Genomic DNA, 21,267 nt, shown 5'->3' with positions numbered 1-21,267 from the left:
AAAAAAAGCGGATACAAGGCGACTCAAGGAATGAGTCGCCTTGCCTTTCATTCACCCAGCGGACGAAGCCGGTATTGCGGCGGCAGCTGCTCGAAACCGGTGATGGTCGCGTTCAGGCTTTTCCAGCGGCCATCCTTAATCCCGTAGATGCAGCCGTGAATCGACAGGCTCTGCCCCCGATGCCAGGCATTTTGCACAATGCTGGTGTGGCCGACATTGGTCACTTGCTGGATCACGTTTAGTTCGCACAGCCGATCAACACGCTCTTCTTCAGTTGGCAGCAGGGCCAAGGGGACGCGGTTTTCGTAATACAAATCGCGGATCGAACGCAGCCAGCCATCGATCAAGCCAAGCTGGCGATTCTGCATCGCTGCACGTACGCCGCCACAGCCATAGTGGCCAGTGACGAGGATATGTTTGACCTTGAGCACGTCCACCGCGTACTGAATCACCGACAGGCAATTAAGGTCAGTGTGCAGCACAACATTGGCGACATTACGGTGTACGAACAGATCGCCCGGCAGCATGCCGACGATTTCGTTGGCTGGCACGCGTGCATCAGAACAACCGATCCACAGGTATTCAGGCGCTTGCTGGCGGGCCAGTTTGGCGAAAAATTCCGGGTCTTTCTGCTTGATCGCGTCGGCCCAGCGCTCGTTGTTATCAATCAGATCTTGTAGTTCGTTCATGCGTTGAAGCCTCGAAAATGATGCCCAGCTTTGACTGGCGCCCGGCTGTCTGGGTCACGCTTATGTGCCACTACTTTTGCTGAGGATACAAAAGGAATCTTCATCGTTGCGGCCGGTCAATCTTTATAAGGCCCCAAAACATGAGGAATTGCCATGACTGAATCACGCCGCCCTTACGGTGCCCCACAGCCTGAACCGATCGATGACAATGAAGACCGTATGGGCTCGATGGAAGAATTGCACTTCGATGAAGAGGAGGACACCGGTCGCATCGGCGATCTTGTGCCAGAAAACGAACTCGAACATGAGTTCCCGGACAAGCGGGTTCGTGAAGCGGGGATGACCGGCGCGTCGACCCCGGATCACCACTCTACCGACGATGACCTGGACCCGGAAAACATGATCGACGAAGATGGCGCACGTTCAGCTAATGAAGCTGGCGAAAACCGCCCTACCGACTGGGATTTGAGTGTCGTCGATGAAGATGACATCGGGGGTGGTGATGGCCTGGATGAAGCCGAACTGGCTCGCCACGATCCGCTCGACGGCAAGCCAGAGTAACGACTATTCAAACAGGGTGCAGGCCATGACCAGCGCGTCTTCGCTCCCGCCGACCGCAGGGTAATAATCCCGACGGCGGCCCACCTCGTTGAAGCCGTAGCGCTCATACAGGCGATAGGCTGCTTGGTTACTCGCGCGCAGCTCGAGGAAACATTCGCGGCCGTTCATCTGGTAGGCCCGCGACATCAGGTGTTCCAGCAAGCGCAGGCCCAGACCACGGCCCTGGCTTTCTGGCTTGACGGTGATATTGAGCAGGTGCGCTTCGTCGATAATGACATTGATCACGCCGTGGCCGACTTGCTGGGCGCCTTCGAACATCAGCCATATTTCGTAGGATTTGAGCCCGTCGAGAAAGATGCCTCGGGTCCAGGGATGGCTGAACGCCGCGTATTCGATTTTCAGTACAGCGTCCAGGTCCGCTTCGGTCATCGGGCGGAAAGTTACAGCGTCGCTCATTGAGGGGCTCTTTATTGAAACGTCAGTCATCAATCGTTTTCCAGCGTGTCATCAGCCGACGCATGGCTTGCCAGACATCGGCCTTGCGTTGCGGCTCATCCATTAATAATTCCAGACCGGGCAGCGCCCAGGCACTGCCCAGACCGTCGATCTGCAATTCTTGATTGTAGGACTCGGCAGTGGCTTCGCCAGCAAATCGCACCGCAGGCAAGCCGATCAGCCACAGGCATGCACACGGCTCATCTTCCAGTCGGGCGAGGACAAATCCCTGCACGAAATCACGCGCGGCTGCGGGGCCCTGGTCCAATTGACCACGGACCAACAATGGCCAACGCACCGGCTCGCCAATGATTTGCGGGCTGTCAGGCAGACCGGCGGCACGCAACATGTCCTTGAGCAACATATAGGACGGGTCGCGACTCTGAAATGCCTCGCCTGTGGGTAACTCGACCAGCACCAGGCAACGCCCGGCCCGCAGCAGTTGCAAGGCAAAGCGTGGAGGAGGAACGGCAACGGCCTTGATTGGTGCTGGTGCAGCGACCTCTGCGTCGGCCACGGCACCATTTCGGGTGCTGGAAAGCGACGGACGGGGCACTTCGATTTTCGGCCGCTCGACTACCGGACGCGCAACAGGCGTGGCGACTGGCGTAACAGCGACGGCGGGCGCAGGCGAAGCAACAGCCTGTTCGACCGGCAACGGCAAGGGCCCGAGCAATTCCGGGCGTGAAGGTGCGGCAAAGGGCAGTTCGGTGCGCGGCAGCCAATTGACCACCTGCATGGCAGTCATATAAGCGCGGCGGCGGGACTCATTAAGCAAAGGTCAGCCACCTGTGGATAAGTTAAGTCGGCGATTCTACCGCCCTTCGCCGATTCCCGCCGCAGTTGATCGCCCGGAGGTGAAATCTCAGGTAGCCGATGCAGTACAATCGCTGCTTTTATTTGCCAACCAACCGGCCTTCCCATGATCGAACCTAAGCGCGTATTGCGCGCCCTTGCCGAACACTGGGCGCTCCTTGAGCCACTGTGCGAACACTTCGACCAAGGCACCTTGAGCCTGAGCGAACTGCGCCTGCAACTGGCCGCCCAGCAACTGGATAGCACGCCACAAGACATCACCAGCCTGCTGGACGTGTGGATTCGTCTGGATATTCTGGTTCCGGTAGCTAAAAGCCCTAACCGTTTTGAACTGAACGCACAGATCCATGACTTTCTGTCCTATCTCCGGCGTGAACATCGCCTTGGCCTGTGTCTGGAGATCGAAGCCTATCTACGCCATCTGGAGCGTCTGGCAGGCTATATCCAGGACGCTTTCGACATCCGCGATGCCAACGACCTGGCGCGGCAATTGCGTCTGCTGGACATGCGTGTGCGCGATGTTCTGAAAAAGCTGGCCAATGATGAGCAGGCGCTGGTCGCCGTGGCTGACCGGGCCAAGACCAGTGACCGGCAGATTCCGCTGCGTCAGCGCTATGCCGAGGTGCTGGCGACCTGGGACGAGTACATCGAACCGATGATCCAGTTGGTCAACGCCGACGGGGCGTTCGAACAGGGCGTGCGCAAGGTGGAAAATGTTCTGCTGCGCCTGCTCACCGAACAGCAGCGCCTTGGCCATCTGGTCGATGACGACATGTTGCTGCGTACCCACGCACGCATCCTGGAGATGCAAACCAGCGCTCAACTGACCCTGCGTCACGCCCGCGAGCTGCTGTTGCCGCTGCGTGAGGAAGCCCGCCGGCATAACGCAGTCACCCGTGGTGCGGCGCTGGCGCTTTCTGCTATCCGCCGTAAAGGGCTGGATGCCGTGCCGCAAGCGGCTATGTCGATGTTCACTCGACCACAAAGCACGTTCCTGGGCAGCGCCAGTCAGGTTGAAGCCTATGTGTATGCCTTGGCCCGCTTCGAACCGAAACCGGCGAAATTCCCCAAGGCCAACGTCACACGCAAAGGCGAACCGCCCCGCGCGCCCCGCACGGTCAAAGAAATGCTGGAGCGCTGCGAAGACGCCCTGCCGATGCCGGATTTGATGGTTTGGCTGTTGGAGCAAGAACCGGACGGCGCCACCGACGAATTGCTGTACTGGTTCTCGCGCCTGTCGCGGGACAAGCGTTTTACCCGTGAGCGCCTTGAACGTCGCGATTACAACACGCAGGAGCATCAGGTCAGCCTGCGCTCCTTCGCCCTGCTCTCTAGCCGAGACGAGCACCTAGAGAATTCCGCGAGCACCCCTCATGCATCTTGATCTATCCGAACTGTCCCAGCTGGCGCCGATTTTTCGCGAGCTGTTCAAGGGTTACCACATCAGCCGCCGCGACCCGGAGCTGTATGCGCAGCTGTCCAATTGCCAGGACCAGTACCGAACGCTGTTCAAGGCCCTGGGCTTTGAACTGGTCTGCGACACCCGCGGTTTCTATTACTTCGTCCCGGAAATGGCCGCCGCACAGGTGAACAAGACCGCGCAACGCCTGGCGCTGTTCACCTTCATCATCGTCGAGCACTTGGCCGATCAGGGCCGCGACCCGGTCGCAGTGCTCGACGGCGGTAGCCTGGGCCGTGATGAGCTGCCTTCGTTGCTGGAAAAATACCGCGACCTGTTTGTGCAAGCCGAAGTACAAACCCAGGAAGAGCTGGAAGAGAAAATCATGCGCCGCATGACCCAGCTCGGTTTCGCCAACGAAGAAAACGGCATCTACCGATTCCTGCCGCCGATGCACCGTTTCCTCGACGTCTGCCTATCGGTGCAACAGGACCGTGATCTGGCGGCCAGCCTGCACAGCGTGTTGCCACTGCCCACGCCGATCCTGATTGACGATGACAGCGACAGCGACGAAAAACTCCTGAAAACCGATGACCCGCTGGATCTCGCCGAGTTCGACGAACCTGAAGAAACCGAAGCGCAGGCGTTGGCCCGGGCCATTGCCGCCGAGCAACAGGAGATGGACGCATGAGCCAGGAACGTTATGGCATCCGCCGCTTTGCCCTGCTGAACACGGCTGGCTACAGCCTTGGTCTGTTCCCGCTGGAACACCCCTTGTCGGTGTACGGCGCGAACAACCTGGGCAAAAGCGCCTCGATCAACGCCCTGCAATTCCCGATTCTGGCGCGCATGTCGGACATGAGTTTCGGTAAGTACAGCCTGGAACAGTCGCGGCGCTTCTATTTCGCCTCCGACACCAGTTACATCCTGGTGGAAGTCTCGCTGCCCCACGGCCCGCATGTGATTGGCGTGGTCGGACGCGGACCGGGCGGTGGGTTCGGTCACCAGTTTTTTGCTTACGCTGGCAAACTGGACCTGGCGCACTATCAGAAAAATGACACCTGCTTGCGGCAAAAAGAGCTGTTCAGCAACCTGGAAAGCCACGGCCTGAAAGCCTATGAGCTGAAGCCCGATGAACTGCGTCGCCTGCTGGTGGGTGGTCATACGTCGATCCCGCTGGACCTGACCCTGATCCCGCTGCGCTCCACCAGCGAACAGAGCCTGAAGACCTTCCGAGCCTTGTTCATCAACTTGCTGCATATGCGCGAAATCACGGCGGCGAAACTCAAGCAGTTGTTCCTCGATGCCTTTGAACACAGCTTGCGGTCCGGCAGCGTTGATTACATCGCCGCGTGCGAAGAAGCCTTCCGCGACGTACGCCGCATGGAACAGGACTACAACGCACTGGTTCTCGCCGGTCCACTGGTCGAAGCCCTGTCCTCTGGGGTCAAGCAGCGGGAAGTACTACGCGGCAAACTGCACCGACTGTCACCGCTGCTCGATTCGCTACTGGGCACGTGGCAGGACTATTCCAACGCGCGCAAAGAAGAGCTGGTGATCCAGGCCGAACATTACCGAAACGAGCAGGACTCGCTGCAAAACGATCAGCGTGGCGGGACTCAGGAGTTGATGCGCCTGGAGCGAGAAATCAGCGGTATTCAGCGCTGGATCGGCGAGTTGTCGGTACTCAAGCATCGTTTTGCGCTGGTCGATGACGTCAAGGTCTTGGAGCAGCAATTGCTGGCAGCCAAGGATGCTCACGATGAACTGGCCGGTGCGCTGGCCCAGTCCCGGCAGTTCAGCGCCGAGGACCTGGATGAACGCCTGCGCGATCTGGAAAAACGCCTGAAGTCGGTCAAGCAACAACTCGATCACGCTGACAACAACAGCTATGCCCGCTTGCGCGAAGAGTTCTCGCAGCCAGATGTCGAGCGGTTGATGCGTTTGTTCAACAGCGCGCTATTCAGCCTGCCACTCGGCGAGCAGGGTATTGCACTCGATGATGGCGACGCGTGGGTCAAATCACTGGAGCTGATCCTCGACAGCTTTAAAGGCGAGCGCTTCGAAGTCCCGGGCCTGACGATCAATCTTTCCCACATTGAACCGCCCGCGCTGCAAGCCCTGGCTGACCGTGCGGCACTGCGTGATCAGAAAGAACGTCTGGAAAAAGAACTCAAGCAGCTGAAAGTCCAACAGGCCGTTGCCTCGGACCGGGCGGCGAGCAAAACGCAGACCGAAGCCCTGTACCAGCAGGTATTGGACGCGCAAAAAGCGCTGGAAGACTTCCGTCGCAGCCAGACGTTGAATGCGGAAGAGCCGGAGAAACTCGAACAGCTGGCGCAAATGGAAGCCGCGCAGGACGAGCTCAAACGCTCCAGCGATGCTTTCACCGAACGTGTGCAGCAGCTCTCCGCCAAGCTGCAACTGGTCGGTCGGCAGATCGGCGACATGGAAGCCAAGCAACGCACGCTGGATGACGCCCTGCGTCGTCGTCAGCTATTGCCTGCAGATATGCCGTTCGGTACGCCGTTCATGGAACCGGTGGATGACTCGCTGGAGAACCTGCTGCCGCTGCTCAATGACTATCAGGACAGCTGGCAGGGTTTGCAGCGCAGCGATGGCCAGATTGAAGCGCTTTACGCTCAAGTGCGCCTCAAGGGTGTAGCCAAATTCGACAGTGAAGATGACATGGAGCGTCGCCTGCACTTGCTGATCAACGCCTACGCGCATCGCCAAGACGAGGCACTTACTCTGGGTAAAGCACGGCGTGCAGCAGTGACCGACATCGCCCGGACCTTGCGTAATATTCGCAGCGACTACGACAGCCTTGAGCATCAACTGGCGCTGTTCAACCGCGAGATCAACAAACGGCAGGTGTCCAACCTGGCGAGTTTCCGCATCGTTCTGGCGCCGAACAAGGAAGCACTCAAACACATCGACCAGATCATCCATAGCGCTGGTCAGTACGAAGAAGGCGAAACGCTGTCGGTATTCGACCTCAGCCAAAGTGCCGATCAGGACAACAAGAACGAAGAGGCCAAGGAATATCTGGCACGGTTGGTGGCGGCTAACCACAACCAACTCGGCCTGAAGGATTTGTTCGAACTGGCCTTTGAAATCACCAAGGTCAACGGCCAACCCGTGATTCATACCGATATCGATGGTGCGGCGTCTAACGGTACGACCATGACCATCAAAGCGCTGACCAACATGTATTTGTTGCTGCACTTGATGGATCGCGATCAAGCCGGGCGCATTCGTCTGCCTTACTACCTCGACGAAGCGGCCGACATTGACGAGAAAAACCAGGCCGCCTTGCTGGAGACCAGTTTGCAGCTAGGCTTTGTACCGATTCTGGCCAGCGTCAAACCCCAGGTCTCGGCACACGTTGCGATCGATCTGGAAGGCGGTAGCGGACCTAACGGCATTTACATCGACGAGGCCGACTGGAAATACATCCGTCGCCATGACGAGGTGAAAGCAGTGGCGGCAGATCCTGAAGCAGAGACCGTGCTGGCCTGATGTGCAGCTGAAGAAGCCAACGCGGTGTGCCTGGCACACCGCGTTGACTGCTCTACTTCCCGAGAGAAATCTTGGGCGCCCACTGCAGCCATTCATCCTCGGCTTTGTCGAACAACGGGAAGGTTTGCTCAGGTCGCGCCTGACTCCCCATGCGCTCCCCCTCCGGCGTGGCAAACGCGATGCCGCCATCGATCAGCGTCTCCAGCGACTCCGTACGGACGGTCGCACCTCTGAACAAGCCGAAGTCAACGCCAAAGCCACTGCTGTTCCAGAAACGACTGCCGCCCCGAACCAACGACGCATAACGCGGCTCGATCAGGATGTGGATCAATACACGATCAGCCGTCGGGCCCAATTCGTAGCTCATGACCTTGCCTACTGTCACTTCACGGTAAGTCACCGGCACACCCGGCTTGATTGAGCCACGACGTGGCGCGCTCAGGACCACACTCAATCCCTCGTCACGTGCGGAAGCATTCGGAGGGGCCTTCAACGCAACAAAGCTTTTCTGCGGTCCCGCGCTTTTGCTGGCCGGCAACACTTCCAGGTATTGGCCGGTGACCAAAGTCTCGAGATTCGAGGTTTTGATCAATCCCACTTCTGGCTTGACCACCCAAAACTCGGTGCCCACACGGGCGATTTTGTCGGGTACTTCGGTGATCCGCGCCGTCAGCATCACCGCCTGTAGATCACTGGTCAGATCGACGTCTTCGACCTTGCCGACATCCAGACCTTTATAGCGGATTGTCGTACCGGGATGCAGACCGTCTGCACGGTCGACTTTGATCGTGATTTCGGTCCCGCGCTGTGTGGCCAGATCACGGCTGGCAAACAAGCGGAAGCGAGGGATACGTTTTTGCAGCGGCGATTTGGCCAGCGGCGTTTCAAAGGATATGCCCCCCGCCATCAAACTTTGTAGGGACTCGCTTTTGACCTCAATACCCGATAACCCCCCCTTCAGTGTGATGCCGCTGACATTCCAGAAGCGAGTCGAGCCATTGACCAGATTTTCGTATTCCTTCTCGATATGTACGCCGAGCACGACTTGTTTCTGGTCGCGGGAGAATTGATAGCTCTGGATTGAGCCGACCTTAACCTGCTTGTAAAGGATAGGACTGCCGACATCCAGCGAACCCAGTGTGTCGCTGAACAGCACCATATGCAGACCTGGCGAGCGCAGGTCCAGTGGTGGTGCCTTGGCTCTGGCGACGAAATCGCGTCTGGGCGGCGAACCTAGATCGCCGGGACGAACCGCGATGTAGTTACCTTTGACCAATGCCTCCAAACCCGTAATGCCCGCCAGCGAAATTGAGGGTTTGACTACCCAAAACTGGGTGCCTTCCACCAGATAGTCTTCAGCCAAAGGGTCCAGGGCCAATTCGACCGTAGCGCTGGAAAGATCGGGATCGACCTTGAGCGTTTTCATGTTGCCGACCTGAATACCCTTGTACATCACGGGCGTACGGCCGGCCTGCAAACCTTCGAAGTCGCTCAGCTTGAGCTTGACCCGTATCCCGGCTTGAGCGGCGTCAAAATCCTCATACAGACGAAAAGGCAGACTGGGGTCGGTGGGTGGGCTGTCTTTTCGGTGCTCTGGCGTAGCGAAGGCAATACCGCCAGCAACGATGCTGGCCAGCGACTCGCTGCGCACCTTTACTCCAGACAGATTGGCGTCGATGCTAATGCCGCTGGCGTTCCAGAAACGTGTGTGTTTACGCACTAGATTGGCGTAGGTCGGCTGGATGTAGACTTTAATCTCGACCGTGCCTTGGTCTTCCGACAGGACATAGCTTTTGACCTGCCCAACCTGGATCTGCTTGTAGAACACCGGACTGCCTCGATTCAACGAACCCAAACGGTCGGCCTTGAGGGTCAGGTGCAGCCCCGGCAATCTGTCCGAGAGCGGTGGTGCCTCTGCCAACGCTTTGAACTTGCGTGTTGGCTCACCATCGCCAGGGCTTGCGGCAATGTAGTTACCCGACACCAAAGTTTCCAGACCGGTGATCCCTGCCAACGTGATGCTCGGTTTTACCAGCCAGAAACGGCTGTTGGCCCGCAGGGACGGTTCGACCTCTTTGTTCACTTCAATGGTTGCAATAACGCCTTTTGTATTGCCTTCATCATCTAACGTCAAGGCCTTGACCTTGCCGATCGACATGCCTTTGTAGACCACTTCGGTCTTGTTGGCCTGGATGCCTTCGCCACTTTCAAAACGCACCTCAATCTCGATGCCTGACTGGCTATATGCCCGCCAGCCAAGCCACCCGCCAATGATCAACGCAATCAAGGGCAGTATCCAGATCGCAGACCAATTGGACGCAGGGCGGGTTTTAGCGGTAGGCAAATCACTCATGGTCGTCATCCGACTCCGTGTTGTCCCAAATAAGTCGGGGATCAAAAGTTACTGCGGCGAGCATCGTCAAAATCACCACACTGGCAAAAGCGACTGCGCCAAGATTAGCTTCGACACTGGCGATGCGGCCAAAATTCACCACAGCCACAAGAATGGCGATCACGAATATGTCCAACATAGACCAGCGACCGATGAACTCAATGAAGCGGTACATGATGATGCGCTGTTGCGCCGATAAGGGCTGACGACGCTGTACCGAGAAAAGCAGTAGGCCCAGACCGATCAATTTGAACGTGGGCACTAGAATACTGGCTACGAACACCACGATGGCAATGGGGTACATCCCATGTTGCATCAGTTGAATGACGCCTGACATGATGGTCGAGGGATCACCCTGCCCCAATGAGCTGACTGTCATGATCGGCAACATATTGGCAGGGATGTACAAAATGGCCGCAGTCACCAGCAATGCCCACGTGCGCTTCATGCTGTCAGGGCGACGAGGGTGTACCTGCGCTCCGCAGCGAGTACACGTCAGGTTGTCATTGTCCGGGTCAGCTTTGTTGAGTTCATGGCATTCCGCACAAATCAGAATCCCGGCATCAATCGCCCGCATGTGCATCTCCACCTGATAACGCCTGCCAAATCTGGTGGGGCGACATGGTCACTTCAAGCCAGACCTGAACCAACAACAAGCCGATAAAACATAGCAGCCCCACGCCCAGAGTCAGCTCAGCGAGGTCGGAAAGCTTGACCAGCGCGACCAGCACGCCCATGAGATACACCTCAAGCATGCCCCAATCACGAAGGTGATGATAAATACGGTAGAGCAGCAGGCCAAAGCTCCGGCCAACATTCAAACGAATGCTCAGCAACACAGACAACTGACAGAGCAATTTGAGTAACGGGATACCCATGCTGCACAGAAACACCACCGCTGCGACGCCTTGCATGCCGGTATCGAATAATCCCAGCACGCCCGTCCAAACGGTGTCTTTCGAGGTTTGGCCCAGGAGATTGAGATGCATGATGGGCAAAAAGTTCGCGGGGATGTACAGCAATAATGCCGCGATCACTAATGCCAAGCTGTGCTGAACGACATTGTGCCTTTGGGCATAAAGCTCGTAGCCGCAGCGCACGCACTGAGCTTTTTCGCCGCGGGACAACACGGGCTTGCGCATGAGCAGATCGCATTCATGACAAGCCACCAAATCATCGAGCGGCAACTCATCTAGCGGCACTTGGGCCAGGCCGCTGGAGTTGGCTTGATCGGGCATAGAACTGGAGACTCAAAGACGAAAGGATAGCGGCCCATTCTAGTGGTCTACCCAAAAAATAGCCGCGCAAATTTTTTACCGCATGCGAGTACAGGTTCCGATGCGAGCGGACTAAGGCCTTTTTGATGGGGAGGATGTTTTCTCCGCGCATAAACAAAACCCCTGTTTGCGTAAGCAGACAGGGGTTTCGGAATTTAATCTTGACGATGACCTACTCTCACATGGGGAAACCCCACACTACCATCGGCGATGCATCGTTTCACTGCTGAGTTCGGGATGGGATCAGGTGGTTCCAATGCTCTATGGTCGTCAAGAAATTCGGCTGCCGGATCGTCGTGCTTGCGCGCAACGGGCCAACTAATGGGGATGTGATAGATCTGTGGGTTGTTGCCAATTTTCGGTTTGTGTCGTCTTCACACACCGCAATCTGCTCTTTCGACGCAAATTGCTTGGGTGTTATATGGTCAAGCCTCACGGGCAATTAGTATTGGTTAGCTCAACGCCTCACAGCGCTTACACACCCAACCTATCAACGTCGTAGTCTTCGACGGCCCTTCAGGGGACTCAAGGTCCCAGTGAGATCTCATCTTGAGGCTAGTTTCCCGCTTAGATGCTTTCAGCGGTTATCTATTCCGAACGTAGCTACCCGGCAATGCCACTGGCGTGACAACCGGAACACCAGAGGTTCGTCCACTCCGGTCCTCTCGTACTAGGAGCAGCCCCTCTCAAATCTCAAACGTCCACGGCAGATAGGGACCGAACTGTCTCACGACGTTCTAAACCCAGCTCGCGTACCACTTTAAATGGCGAACAGCCATACCCTTGGGACCGGCTTCAGCCCCAGGATGTGATGAGCCGACATCGAGGTGCCAAACACCGCCGTCGATATGAACTCTTGGGCGGTATCAGCCTGTTATCCCCGGAGTACCTTTTATCCGTTGAGCGATGGCCCTTCCATACAGAACCACCGGATCACTAAGACCTACTTTCGTACCTGCTCGACGTGTCTGTCTCGCAGTCAAGCGCGCTTTTGCCTTTATACTCTACGACCGATTTCCGACCGGTCTGAGCGCACCTTCGTACTCCTCCGTTACTCTTTAGGAGGAGACCGCCCCAGTCAAACTACCCACCATACACTGTCCTCGATCCGGATAACGGACCTGAGTTAGAACCTCAAAGTTGCCAGGGTGGTATTTCAAGGTTGGCTCCACGCAGACTGGCGTCCACGCTTCAAAGCCTCCCACCTATCCTACACAAGCAAATTCAAAGTCCAGTGCAAAGCTATAGTAAAGGTTCACGGGGTCTTTCCGTCTAGCCGCGGATACACTGCATCTTCACAGCGATTTCAATTTCACTGAGTCTCGGGTGGAGACAGCGCCGCCATCGTTACGCCATTCGTGCAGGTCGGAACTTACCCGACAAGGAATTTCGCTACCTTAGGACCGTTATAGTTACGGCCGCCGTTTACCGGGGCTTCGATCAAGAGCTTCGCGTTAGCTAACCCCATCAATTAACCTTCCGGCACCGGGCAGGCGTCACACCCTATACGTCCACTTTCGTGTTTGCAGAGTGCTGTGTTTTTAATAAACAGTCGCAGCGGCCTGGTATCTTCGACCGGCATGGGCTTACGCAGTAAATGCTTCACCCTCACCGGCGCACCTTCTCCCGAAGTTACGGTGCCATTTTGCCTAGTTCCTTCACCCGAGTTCTCTCAAGCGCCTTGGTATTCTCTACCCAACCACCTGTGTCGGTTTGGGGTACGGTTCCTGGTTACCTGAAGCTTAGAAGCTTTTCTTGGAAGCATGGCATCAACCACTTCGTGTGCCTAAGCACACTCGTCATCAGCTCTCGGCCTTAAGATCCCGGATTTACCTAAGATCTCAGCCTACCACCTTAAACTTGGACAACCAACGCCAAGCTGGCCTAGCCTTCTCCGTCCCTCCATCGCAATAACCAGAAGTACAGGAATATTAACCTGTTTTCCATCGACTACGCTTTTCAGCCTCGCCTTAGGGACCGACTAACCCTGCGTCGATTAACGTTGCGCAGGAAACCTTGGTCTTTCGGCGTGGGTGTTTTTCACACCCATTATCGTTACTCATGTCAGCATTCGCACTTCTGATACCTCCAGCAAGCTTCTCAACTCACCTTCACAGGCTTACAGAACGCTCCTCTACCGCATCACCTAAGTGATACCCGTAGCTTCGGTGTATGGTTTGAGCCCCGTTACATCTTCCGCGCAGGCCGACTCGACTAGTGAGCTATTACGCTTTCTTTAAAGGGTGGCTGCTTCTAAGCCAACCTCCTAGCTGTCTAAGCCTTCCCACATCGTTTCCCACTTAACCATAACTTTGGGACCTTAGCTGACGGTCTGGGTTGTTTCCCTTTTCACGACGGACGTTAGCACCCGCCGTGTGTCTCCCATGCTCGGCACTTGTAGGTATTCGGAGTTTGCATCGGGTTGGTAAATCGGGATGATCCCCTAGCCGAAACAGTGCTCTACCCCCTACAGTGATACATGAGGCGCTACCTAAATAGCTTTCGAGGAGAACCAGCTATCTCCGAGCTTGATTAGCCTTTCACTCCGATCCACAGGTCATCCGCTAACTTTTCAACGGTAGTCGGTTCGGTCCTCCAGTTAGTGTTACCCAACCTTCAACCTGCCCATGGATAGATCGCCCGGTTTCGGGTCTATTCCCAGCGACTAGACGCCCTATTAAGACTCGCTTTCGCTACGCCTCCCCTATTCGGTTAAGCTCGCCACTGAAAATAAGTCGCTGACCCATTATACAAAAGGTACGCAGTCACCCAACAAAGTGGGCTCCCACTGCTTGTACGCATACGGTTTCAGGATCTATTTCACTCCCCTCTCCGGGGTTCTTTTCGCCTTTCCCTCACGGTACTAGTTCACTATCGGTCAGTCAGTAGTATTTAGCCTTGGAGGATGGTCCCCCCATATTCAGACAAAGTTTCTCGTGCTCCGTCCTACTCGATTTCACTGCAAAGAGATTTTCGCGTACAGGGCTATCACCCACTATGGCCGTCCTTTCCAGAACGTTCCGCTAATCTCAATACAGCTTAAGGGCTGGTCCCCGTTCGCTCGCCACTACTAAGGGAATCTCGGTTGATTTCTTTTCCTCAGGGTACTTAGATGTTTCAGTTCCCCTGGTTCGCTCCATACACCTATGTATTCAGTGTAAGGTAACGGTCTTATGACCGCTGGGTTCCCCCATTCAGACATCTCCGGATCAAAGTCTGTTTGCCGACTCCCCGAAGCTTTTCGCAGGCTACCACGTCTTTCATCGCCTCTGACTGCCAAGGCATCCACCGTATGCGCTTCTTCACTTGACCATATAACCCCAAGCAATCTGGTTATACTATGAAGACGACATTCGCCGAAAATTCGCAATTTAACTCACAAATTTTACCTTAGCCCGTAACACCACCAGTGAAAGTGCTGTCCGGTCTAACTTTCTATCACATACCCAAATTTTTAAAGAACGATCTAATCAAAGACTAGAAATCAACATTCACCATCGAACCGATGGAATGCTCATTTCTAAACTCTACAATACAGAAGCAGTAAGTGGTGGAGCCAAACGGGATCGAACCGTTGACCTCCTGCGTGCAAGGCAGGCGCTCTCCCAGCTGAGCTATGGCCCCGTATCTCTACAGGCGTTTCCCACACAAAATTGGTGGGTCTGGGCAGATTCGAACTGCCGACCTCACCCTTATCAGGGGTGCGCTCTAACCAACTGAGCTACAGACCCAATTTCGGGCTGCTTCTAAATCGTCTTTTTCAATGAATCAAGCAATTCGTGTGGGAACTTATGAAGAAGCTGATGTCTTCGATTAAGGAGGTGATCCAGCCGCAGGTTCCCCTACGGCTACCTTGTTACGACTTCACCCCAGTCATGAATCACACCGTGGTAACCGTCCTCCCGAAGGTTAGACTAGCTACTTCTGGTGCAACCCACTCCCATGGTGTGACGGGCGGTGTGTACAAGGCCCGGGAACGTATTCACCGCGACATTCTGATTCGCGATTACTAGCGATTCCGACTTCACGCAGTCGAGTTGCAGACTGCGATCCGGACTACGATCGGTTTTCTGGGATTAGCTCCACCTCGCGGCTTGGCGACCCTCTGTACCGACCATTGTAGCACGTGTGTAGCCCAGGCCGTAAGGGCCATGATGACTTGACGTCATCCCCACCTTCCTCCGGTTTGTCACCGGCAGTCTCCTTAGAGTGCCCGCCATTACGCGCTGGTAACTAAGGACAAGGGTTGCGCTCGTTACGGGACTTAACCCAACATCTCACGACACGAGCTGACGACAGCCATGCAGCACCTGTCTCAATGCTCCCGAAGGCACTCCGCTATCTCTAGCAGATTCATTGGATGTCAAGGCCTGGTAAGGTTCTTCGCGTTGCTTCGAATTAAACCACATGCTCCACCGCTTGTGCGGGCCCCCGTCAATTCATTTGAGTTTTAACCTTGCGGCCGTACTCCCCAGGCGGTCAACTTAATGCGTTAGCTGCGCCACTAAGAGCTCAAGGCTCCCAACGGCTAGTTGACATCGTTTACGGCGTGGACTACCAGGGTATCTAATCCTGTTTGCTCCCCACGCTTTCGCACCTCAGTGTCAGTATCAGTCCAGGTGGTCGCCTTCGCCACTGGTGTTCCTTCCTATATCTACGCATTTCACCGCTACACAGGAAATTCCACCACCCTCTACCATACTCTAGCTCGACAGTTTTGAATGCAGTTCCCAGGTTGAGCCCGGGGATTTCACATCCAACTTAACGAACCACCTACGCGCGCTTTACGCCCAGTAATTCCGATTAACGCTTGCACCCTCTGTATTACCGCGGCTGCTGGCACAGAGTTAGCCGGTGCTTATTCTGTCGGTAACGTCAAAACACTAACGTATTAGGTTAATGCCCTTCCTCCCAACTTAAAGTGCTTTACAATCCGAAGACCTTCTTCACACACGCGGCATGGCTGGATCAGGCTTTCGCCCATTGTCCAATATTCCCCACTGCTGCCTCCCGTAGGAGTCTGGACCGTGTCTCAGTTCCAGTGTGACTGATCATCCTCTCAGACCAGTTACGGATCGTAGCCTTGGTGAGCCATTACCTCACCAACTAGCTAATCCGACCTAGGCTCATCTGATAGCGCAAGGCCCGAAGGTCCCCTGCTTTCTCCCGTAGGACGTATGCGGTATTAGCGTCCGTTTCCGAACGTTATCCCCCACTACCAGGCAGATTCCTAGGTATTACTCACCCGTCCGCCGCTCGCCACCAGGTACAAGTACCCGTGCTGCCGCTCGACTTGCATGTGTTAGGCCTGCCGCCAGCGTTCAATCTGAGCCATGATCAAACTCTTCAGTTCAAACATCTTTGGGTTTTGACAAAACCCTAAACTTAGCTCAGCAATCGTTGGTTACATCTTTGATTTCTCGCGGAGTAACTTGTGATGCTGATAATCAGTTGACTTCAGTCTTACAACACAAGCACCCACACGAATTGCTTGATTCAGTTGTTAAAGAGCGGGTGGTTGAGATCTTTCGTCTCAGCCGAGGCGCGCATTCTACAGCAGCCCTTGTTGCTGTCAAGCGGTTATTTTAACAAGTTTCAAAGTTTCCTGTGCAACTTCAACCACTTGCGCTTCGATCAACTTCACGTCTCTCGTTAGCGGGAGGCGAATTCTACAGCGTTACACGCTGCTGTCAACACCTCTTTTTTACCGCTTTCGATCCAGAAGATCAAAACCCCTTCCTCGCCGCTTACTCTGGATAACTCTTTGATTTACAAAGAGTTTTCCGTTTCATCTGCTCCGGAAGAGGTGCGAATTATAGACAGATTTTACGGGGCGTCAAGGGCTTATTGTGACCTTTGTTACAGCGGGTGCCTTTTGAGCCTTTAACCGAGGGATACGCCTAGCAATTGCCGGGATTCGCAGGACTAACAGCAATGCTCCAATGACTGCGTAGACAGCCCACTCTTTAAGGTCTGCGCGAACTATCCAGAGCATATGCAGCAATCCCAGCCCAAGAATCACGTAAACCAATCGGTGAAGCTTCTTCCAGCGAGCGCCTAATCGGCGCTGACTATAGCGATTGGAAGTGACCGCCAACGCCAGCAGACAAACAAACGCCAGACTGCCGACAATAATGTAGGGCCGCTTAATCAGCTCTACCCCCAACTGAGCCCAATCCAACCCGAGGATAAAGACCGCATAGGCACTCAGGTGCATGACCACATAAGCGAAACACCACAATCCAAGCTGCCGACGGACCGCGATCCATCCCGCCCAACCGCTCAACCGCTGCAACGGAGTCATCGCCAACGTGATCAGAAGCAAAATCAAGGTACCCAACCCCAGGCGATCGACCAGGATCTTGCCGGGATCAGGCCCCAAAGCAAAGCTCCAGGCCTGATACAACCAAAGAATAGGGGCTACGCACGCTGCAACGAAGACGCCCACGCGCCAAAAGGGATAACGCATCAGTAGTTCTTCCGCAGATCTAGGTTGCTATATAAGGAGGCAACCTCCTCCCCATAACCATTGAACATTTCCGTCCGCCTGATATTCGGGCTGAACAACCCGCTCGGCAGGCGTCGCTCTTGCGCTTGCGTCCACCGAGGATGATCCACAGTCGGATTCACATTGGCGTAAAAGCCATATTCACTCGACGCGATGCTCTGCCACGTCGTTTTTGGCTGCTCGCTGACCAGACTGATACGCACAATCGACTTCACGCTTTTGAAGCCGTACTTCCATGGCACGACCAGACGCAAAGGCGCGCCGTTCTGATTGGCCAGATCCCGCCCATACATACCCACCGCAAGAATAGCCAAGGGGTTCATCGCCTCATCCAGACGCAAGGCCTCGACATAGGGCCAATCGATCAGGGCAAAGCCGGAGCGCTGGCCAGGCATGCTTTTAGGATCTTGAAGTGTTTCGAAGCGGATGTACTTGGCCTTCGAAGTGGGCTCCACCTGCTTAAGCAATTCCGATATGGGAAAGCCGATCCAGGGGATGACCATCGACCAGGCCTCTACACAACGCAGTCGGTAGATTCGCTCTTCCAGTTGATAGGGCTTCATGAAGTCTTCGAGCGCATAACGCCCTGGTTTTCCAACCTCGCCATCGACCACCACACTCCACGGCTCGGTTTTCAAGGTGCCCGCATTTTTCGCAGGGTCACCCTTGTCGGTCCCGAACTCATAGAAGTTGTTGTAGTGAGTTGCGTCCTTGAATGGCGTAATCGCCTCACCCTTGACGGTGACGGCCTGCCATTTGGTATCAGGCAGTTTTGCGTTGAACCATGCAGGCGCAGAACCCGGTTCTACCCCCGCATAGGGAGAAGGATCAGCGGCACTGGCCCAGCGCGGCAGCGCACTGATGGCCAGTCCGGCGATGGAGCTACCGAGCAATGCGCGACGGGAGATATAGAATGATTCAAGCGTAACATCCGACTCTTTACAGGCGGATGCCGCAGGTAGCTTGATTAGCATTGATGACTCCACAGCTAGAGGAACTTATGCACCAGTAGGCTGTGGAGTATGGTAGAAATTGCAGATCACTCAGCCGATTTGTGACGACGAAGTCGTAACAAATATTGCACTGGCCCTGAGGCTGCGTAGGCAAGGAACACGAGCAGGAGGATACGAGGCGGATCACTGAACACGACCGCAAAGACCAATACGACGGCAAGAATGGCGACAAAAGGCACGCGCCCCTTGAGATCCAACTCCTTGAAACTGTTGTATTTGATATTGCTGACCATCAGCATGCCAGCGGCAGCCACCAGCAAAGCAACCAGAAACGACATTTTCGATCCCTGGATGCCGTAGTCACTGAAGGCCCAGACCGTTCCCGCCACAACACCCGCCGCAGCCGGACTGGCCAGGCCAATGAAGTAGCGCTTGTCGGCCTTGCCGACCTGAGTGTTGAACCGTGCCAGACGCAGCGCAGCACCGGCGACATAGATGAAGGCGACCATCCAGCCGACCTTGCCCATATCCCCCAATGCCCAGCCAAACGCCAATAAGGCGGGCGCGACACCAAAGGCAACCATGTCGGCGAGCGAGTCGTACTCGGCACCGAAGGCACTCTGAGTATTGGTCATGCGTGCGACACGACCATCAAGACCGTCGAGTACCATCGCGACGAAAATGGCGATAGCGGCAAAGGCAAAATACTTGCTCGCCCCGACCTGATCGCCAGCACTCAACGCGCTCTGCGCACTCATCGAGCTGATGATGGAATAGAAGCCAGCAAAAAGGTTCGCTGTAGTGAACAGATTAGGCAGCAGATAGATACCACGATGCCGGACCTTACGCCCTTCGGCATCATGCCCTTCTTCAATGTGCTCATCGATCGGTAGCAGGCTTTCGGCGTCAGAGGCCTGGTTTGGCTCTTCGGGACGTTCGCTCATGGACAATACCTTGCAACGGTGTGGAGAGTTTCGACAGATGTTTGCGACGAGGGTTCGTCATCAAACGATGCAGCTTTATACCAGAAGCGTGCAACCAAAACGAAAAAACGCGGCCGAAGCCGCGTTTTTCCAAAACAAAATCCTGGAACCAGGGATCAGTTCTTGGCTTTGTCGACGATCTTGTTCGCTGCAATCCACGGCATCATGGAGCGCAGTTTTTCACCGATGATTTCGATGCCGTGATTAGCGTTGTTACGACGCTTGGCAGTCATCGAAGGGTAGCCAGTGGCACCTTCGCTGATGAACATCTTGGCGTACTCACCATCCTGAATGCGTTTCAGGGCGTTGCGCATGGCCTGACGCGATTCGGCGTTGATCACTTCCGGACCGGTCACGTATTCGCCGTATTCAGCGTTGTTCGAGATCGAGTAGTTCATGTTGGCGATACCGCCTTCGTACATGAGGTCAACGATCAGCTTCAATTCGTGCAAGCATTCGAAGTAAGCCATTTCCGGCGCGTAGCCAGCTTCAACCAGGGTTTCAAAGCCTGCTTTGACCAGCTCAACGGTACCGCCGCACAGAACGGCTTGTTCGCCGAACAGGTCGGTTTCGGTTTCGTCTTTGAACGTGGTTTCGATGATACCGGTACGGCCGCCGCCAACGCCCGAAGCGTAGGACAGTGCGACGTTTTTGGCGTTGCCGGATGCATCCTGGTAAATAGCGATCAGGTCAGGAATACCTGCGCCTTTGACGAACTCGGAGCGCACGGTGTGACCCGGTGCTTTCGGCGCGATCATGATCACGTCGAGGTCAGCGCGAGGCACGACCTGGTTGTAGTGGATCGCGAAGCCGTGGGAGAAAGCCAGGGTTGCGCCTTTCTTCAGGTTCGGCTCGACTTCGTCACGGTACAACTGGGACTGGAATTCATCCGGGGTCAGGATCATGACAAGGTCAGCAGCAGCAACAGCAGAAGCAACGTCAGTCACTTTCAAGCCATGAGCTTCAGCCTTGGCGACAGTAGCCGAACCCTTGCGCAGACCAACAGTGACATCTACGCCGGAGTCTTTCAGGTTGCACGCTTGAGCGTGGCCCTGGGAACCGTAACCGATGATGGCCACTTTTTTGCCCTGGATGATCGAAAGGTCGCAGTCTTTGTCGTAATAAACTTTCATGAAATTCCCCTGTTATCCTGGCCGTTCAGGCCATTTGCGTAATGAGTTAAATGCTCAGCACTTTGTCGCCACGGGCAATGCCCGTCACGCCACTGCGTACTGTTTCCAGGATCGCCGAAGTGCCGATAGCCTGAATGAAGCTGTCCAGTTTATCGCTCGTTCCGGTCAGTTGCACGGTGTACACGCTACTGGATACGTCAACGATTTGCCCACGGAAAATATCCGTGGTGCGCTTGATCTCGGCGCGCTGGGCGCCAGTGGCCTTGACCTTGACCAGCATCAGCTCGCGTTCGATGTGCGCGCTTTCAGACAGATCGACCAACTTGACCACTTCAATCAATTTATTGAGGTTCTTGGTGATCTGCTCGATCACCTCATCGTGCCCCACGGTGGTCAACGTCAGGCGCGACAGGGTCGGGTCTTCAGTCGGCGCCACGGTCAGGCTTTCGATGTTGTAGTTGCGCTGCGAAAACAGACCAACAACCCGTGACAATGCACCAGGTTCGTTTTCCAGCAAAAGAGAAATGATGTGCCGCATG

Annotated in this window: 15 protein-coding genes, 2 tRNA genes and 3 rRNA genes; 4 read left to right on the top strand and 16 right to left on the bottom strand. The window is 55.3% G+C overall.

The window, feature by feature from the left end; translation table 11 throughout:
- Nucleotides 1–47: 47 nt before the first annotated feature.
- Entirely contained in the window at nucleotides 48–689 is a 642-nt protein-coding gene (can, locus tag ACVBEG_RS03470; protein WP_322177865.1) for a carbonate dehydratase, read from the bottom strand.
- Nucleotides 690–842: 153 nt separating this feature from the next.
- On the opposite strand from can, the gene ACVBEG_RS03465 reads away from it, so the two are divergent.
- On the top strand, nucleotides 843–1,250 hold the full coding sequence (locus ACVBEG_RS03465; RefSeq protein ID WP_322177864.1) for a serine kinase/phosphatase: 408 nt from the start codon (nucleotides 843–845) through the stop codon (nucleotides 1,248–1,250).
- A 3-nt stretch (nucleotides 1,251–1,253) separates the two neighbouring features.
- Here ACVBEG_RS03465 and rimI read toward each other — a convergent pair whose 3' ends face one another.
- Both rimI and ACVBEG_RS03455 read right to left on the bottom strand, forming a co-directional pair.
- Nucleotides 1,254–1,706, bottom strand: a complete 453-nt coding sequence (gene rimI / locus ACVBEG_RS03460; protein ID WP_219063424.1) for a ribosomal protein S18-alanine N-acetyltransferase — start codon at nucleotides 1,704–1,706, stop codon at nucleotides 1,254–1,256.
- Nucleotides 1,707–1,728: 22 nt separating this feature from the next.
- Nucleotides 1,729–2,523 (bottom strand): energy transducer TonB, encoded by a 795-nt coding sequence (locus tag ACVBEG_RS03455; protein ID WP_322177863.1) that lies wholly within the window; start codon nucleotides 2,521–2,523, stop codon nucleotides 1,729–1,731.
- A 144-nt stretch (nucleotides 2,524–2,667) separates the two neighbouring features.
- Between ACVBEG_RS03455 and mksB the strand changes: the two genes are divergently transcribed.
- From mksB to mksF, 3 genes are read left to right on the top strand one after another with little or no spacing between them, the layout of a single operon-like run.
- On the top strand, nucleotides 2,668–3,945 hold the full coding sequence (gene mksB / locus ACVBEG_RS03450; RefSeq protein ID WP_322177862.1) for an Mks condensin complex protein MksB: 1,278 nt from the start codon (nucleotides 2,668–2,670) through the stop codon (nucleotides 3,943–3,945).
- A complete protein-coding gene (gene mksE / locus ACVBEG_RS03445) occupies nucleotides 3,935–4,651 on the top strand; it encodes an Mks condensin complex protein MksE (RefSeq protein ID WP_322177861.1) in 717 nt (238 codons plus the stop codon). The genes mksB and mksE overlap by 11 nt, the downstream gene beginning before the upstream one ends.
- Complete coding sequence (gene mksF / locus ACVBEG_RS03440) at nucleotides 4,648–7,482, top strand: Mks condensin complex protein MksF (protein WP_322177860.1); 2,835 nt, start codon at nucleotides 4,648–4,650, stop codon at nucleotides 7,480–7,482. The genes mksE and mksF overlap by 4 nt, the downstream gene beginning before the upstream one ends.
- A 52-nt stretch (nucleotides 7,483–7,534) precedes the next feature.
- On the opposite strand, the gene ACVBEG_RS03435 is transcribed toward mksF, so the two are convergent.
- The 13 genes from ACVBEG_RS03435 to ilvN form a co-directional block, all read right to left on the bottom strand.
- Complete coding sequence (locus tag ACVBEG_RS03435; RefSeq protein WP_447107394.1) at nucleotides 7,535–9,835, bottom strand: MlaD family protein; 2,301 nt, start codon at nucleotides 9,833–9,835, stop codon at nucleotides 7,535–7,537.
- The gene (locus ACVBEG_RS03430) at nucleotides 9,828–10,451 is read right to left on the bottom strand and encodes a paraquat-inducible protein A (RefSeq protein WP_322177858.1); all 624 of its coding nucleotides are present in this window, start codon (nucleotides 10,449–10,451) and stop codon (nucleotides 9,828–9,830) included. Before ACVBEG_RS03430 ends, ACVBEG_RS03435 begins: the two co-directional genes overlap by 8 nt.
- Complete coding sequence (locus ACVBEG_RS03425; RefSeq protein ID WP_322177857.1) at nucleotides 10,438–11,112, bottom strand: paraquat-inducible protein A; 675 nt, start codon at nucleotides 11,110–11,112, stop codon at nucleotides 10,438–10,440. Before ACVBEG_RS03425 ends, ACVBEG_RS03430 begins: the two co-directional genes overlap by 14 nt.
- A gap of 198 nt (nucleotides 11,113–11,310) precedes the next feature.
- Nucleotides 11,311–11,426: ribosomal RNA gene (rrf, locus tag ACVBEG_RS03420) — 5S ribosomal RNA — on the bottom strand.
- Nucleotides 11,427–11,572: 146 nt separating this feature from the next.
- Nucleotides 11,573–14,463: ribosomal RNA gene (locus ACVBEG_RS03415) — 23S ribosomal RNA — on the bottom strand.
- Between the two features lie 236 nt (nucleotides 14,464–14,699).
- Nucleotides 14,700–14,775 (bottom strand) — tRNA-Ala (locus ACVBEG_RS03410).
- A gap of 30 nt (nucleotides 14,776–14,805) precedes the next feature.
- Nucleotides 14,806–14,882: transfer RNA gene (locus ACVBEG_RS03405), tRNA-Ile, on the bottom strand.
- An 83-nt stretch (nucleotides 14,883–14,965) separates the two neighbouring features.
- Nucleotides 14,966–16,504: ribosomal RNA gene (locus ACVBEG_RS03400) — 16S ribosomal RNA — on the bottom strand.
- Together the 16S, 23S and 5S rRNA genes with 2 tRNA genes alongside form the textbook arrangement of a ribosomal RNA operon.
- 483 nt (nucleotides 16,505–16,987) lie before the next feature.
- Nucleotides 16,988–17,620 (bottom strand): protein-methionine-sulfoxide reductase heme-binding subunit MsrQ, encoded by a 633-nt coding sequence (gene msrQ / locus ACVBEG_RS03395; protein WP_322177856.1) that lies wholly within the window; start codon nucleotides 17,618–17,620, stop codon nucleotides 16,988–16,990.
- Complete coding sequence (msrP, locus tag ACVBEG_RS03390) at nucleotides 17,620–18,633, bottom strand: protein-methionine-sulfoxide reductase catalytic subunit MsrP (RefSeq protein WP_447107393.1); 1,014 nt, start codon at nucleotides 18,631–18,633, stop codon at nucleotides 17,620–17,622. The genes msrQ and msrP overlap by 1 nt, the downstream gene beginning before the upstream one ends.
- Before the next feature lie 65 nt (nucleotides 18,634–18,698).
- Entirely contained in the window at nucleotides 18,699–19,556 is an 858-nt protein-coding gene (gene pssA / locus ACVBEG_RS03385) for a CDP-diacylglycerol--serine O-phosphatidyltransferase (RefSeq protein ID WP_322177854.1), read from the bottom strand.
- Nucleotides 19,557–19,711: 155 nt separating this feature from the next.
- Nucleotides 19,712–20,728: a ketol-acid reductoisomerase gene (gene ilvC / locus ACVBEG_RS03380; protein WP_219063788.1), complete on the bottom strand. Its 1,017-nt coding sequence runs from the start codon at nucleotides 20,726–20,728 to the stop codon at nucleotides 19,712–19,714.
- A 46-nt stretch (nucleotides 20,729–20,774) separates the two neighbouring features.
- On the bottom strand, nucleotides 20,775–21,266 hold the full coding sequence (gene ilvN, locus ACVBEG_RS03375) for an acetolactate synthase small subunit (protein WP_219063789.1): 492 nt from the start codon (nucleotides 21,264–21,266) through the stop codon (nucleotides 20,775–20,777).
- Nucleotide 21,267 lies beyond the last annotated feature (1 nt).

The sequence above is a fragment of the Pseudomonas sp. GG8 genome, from assembly GCF_052976945.1.
This window is presented reverse-complemented; position numbering and strand designations above follow the sequence as displayed.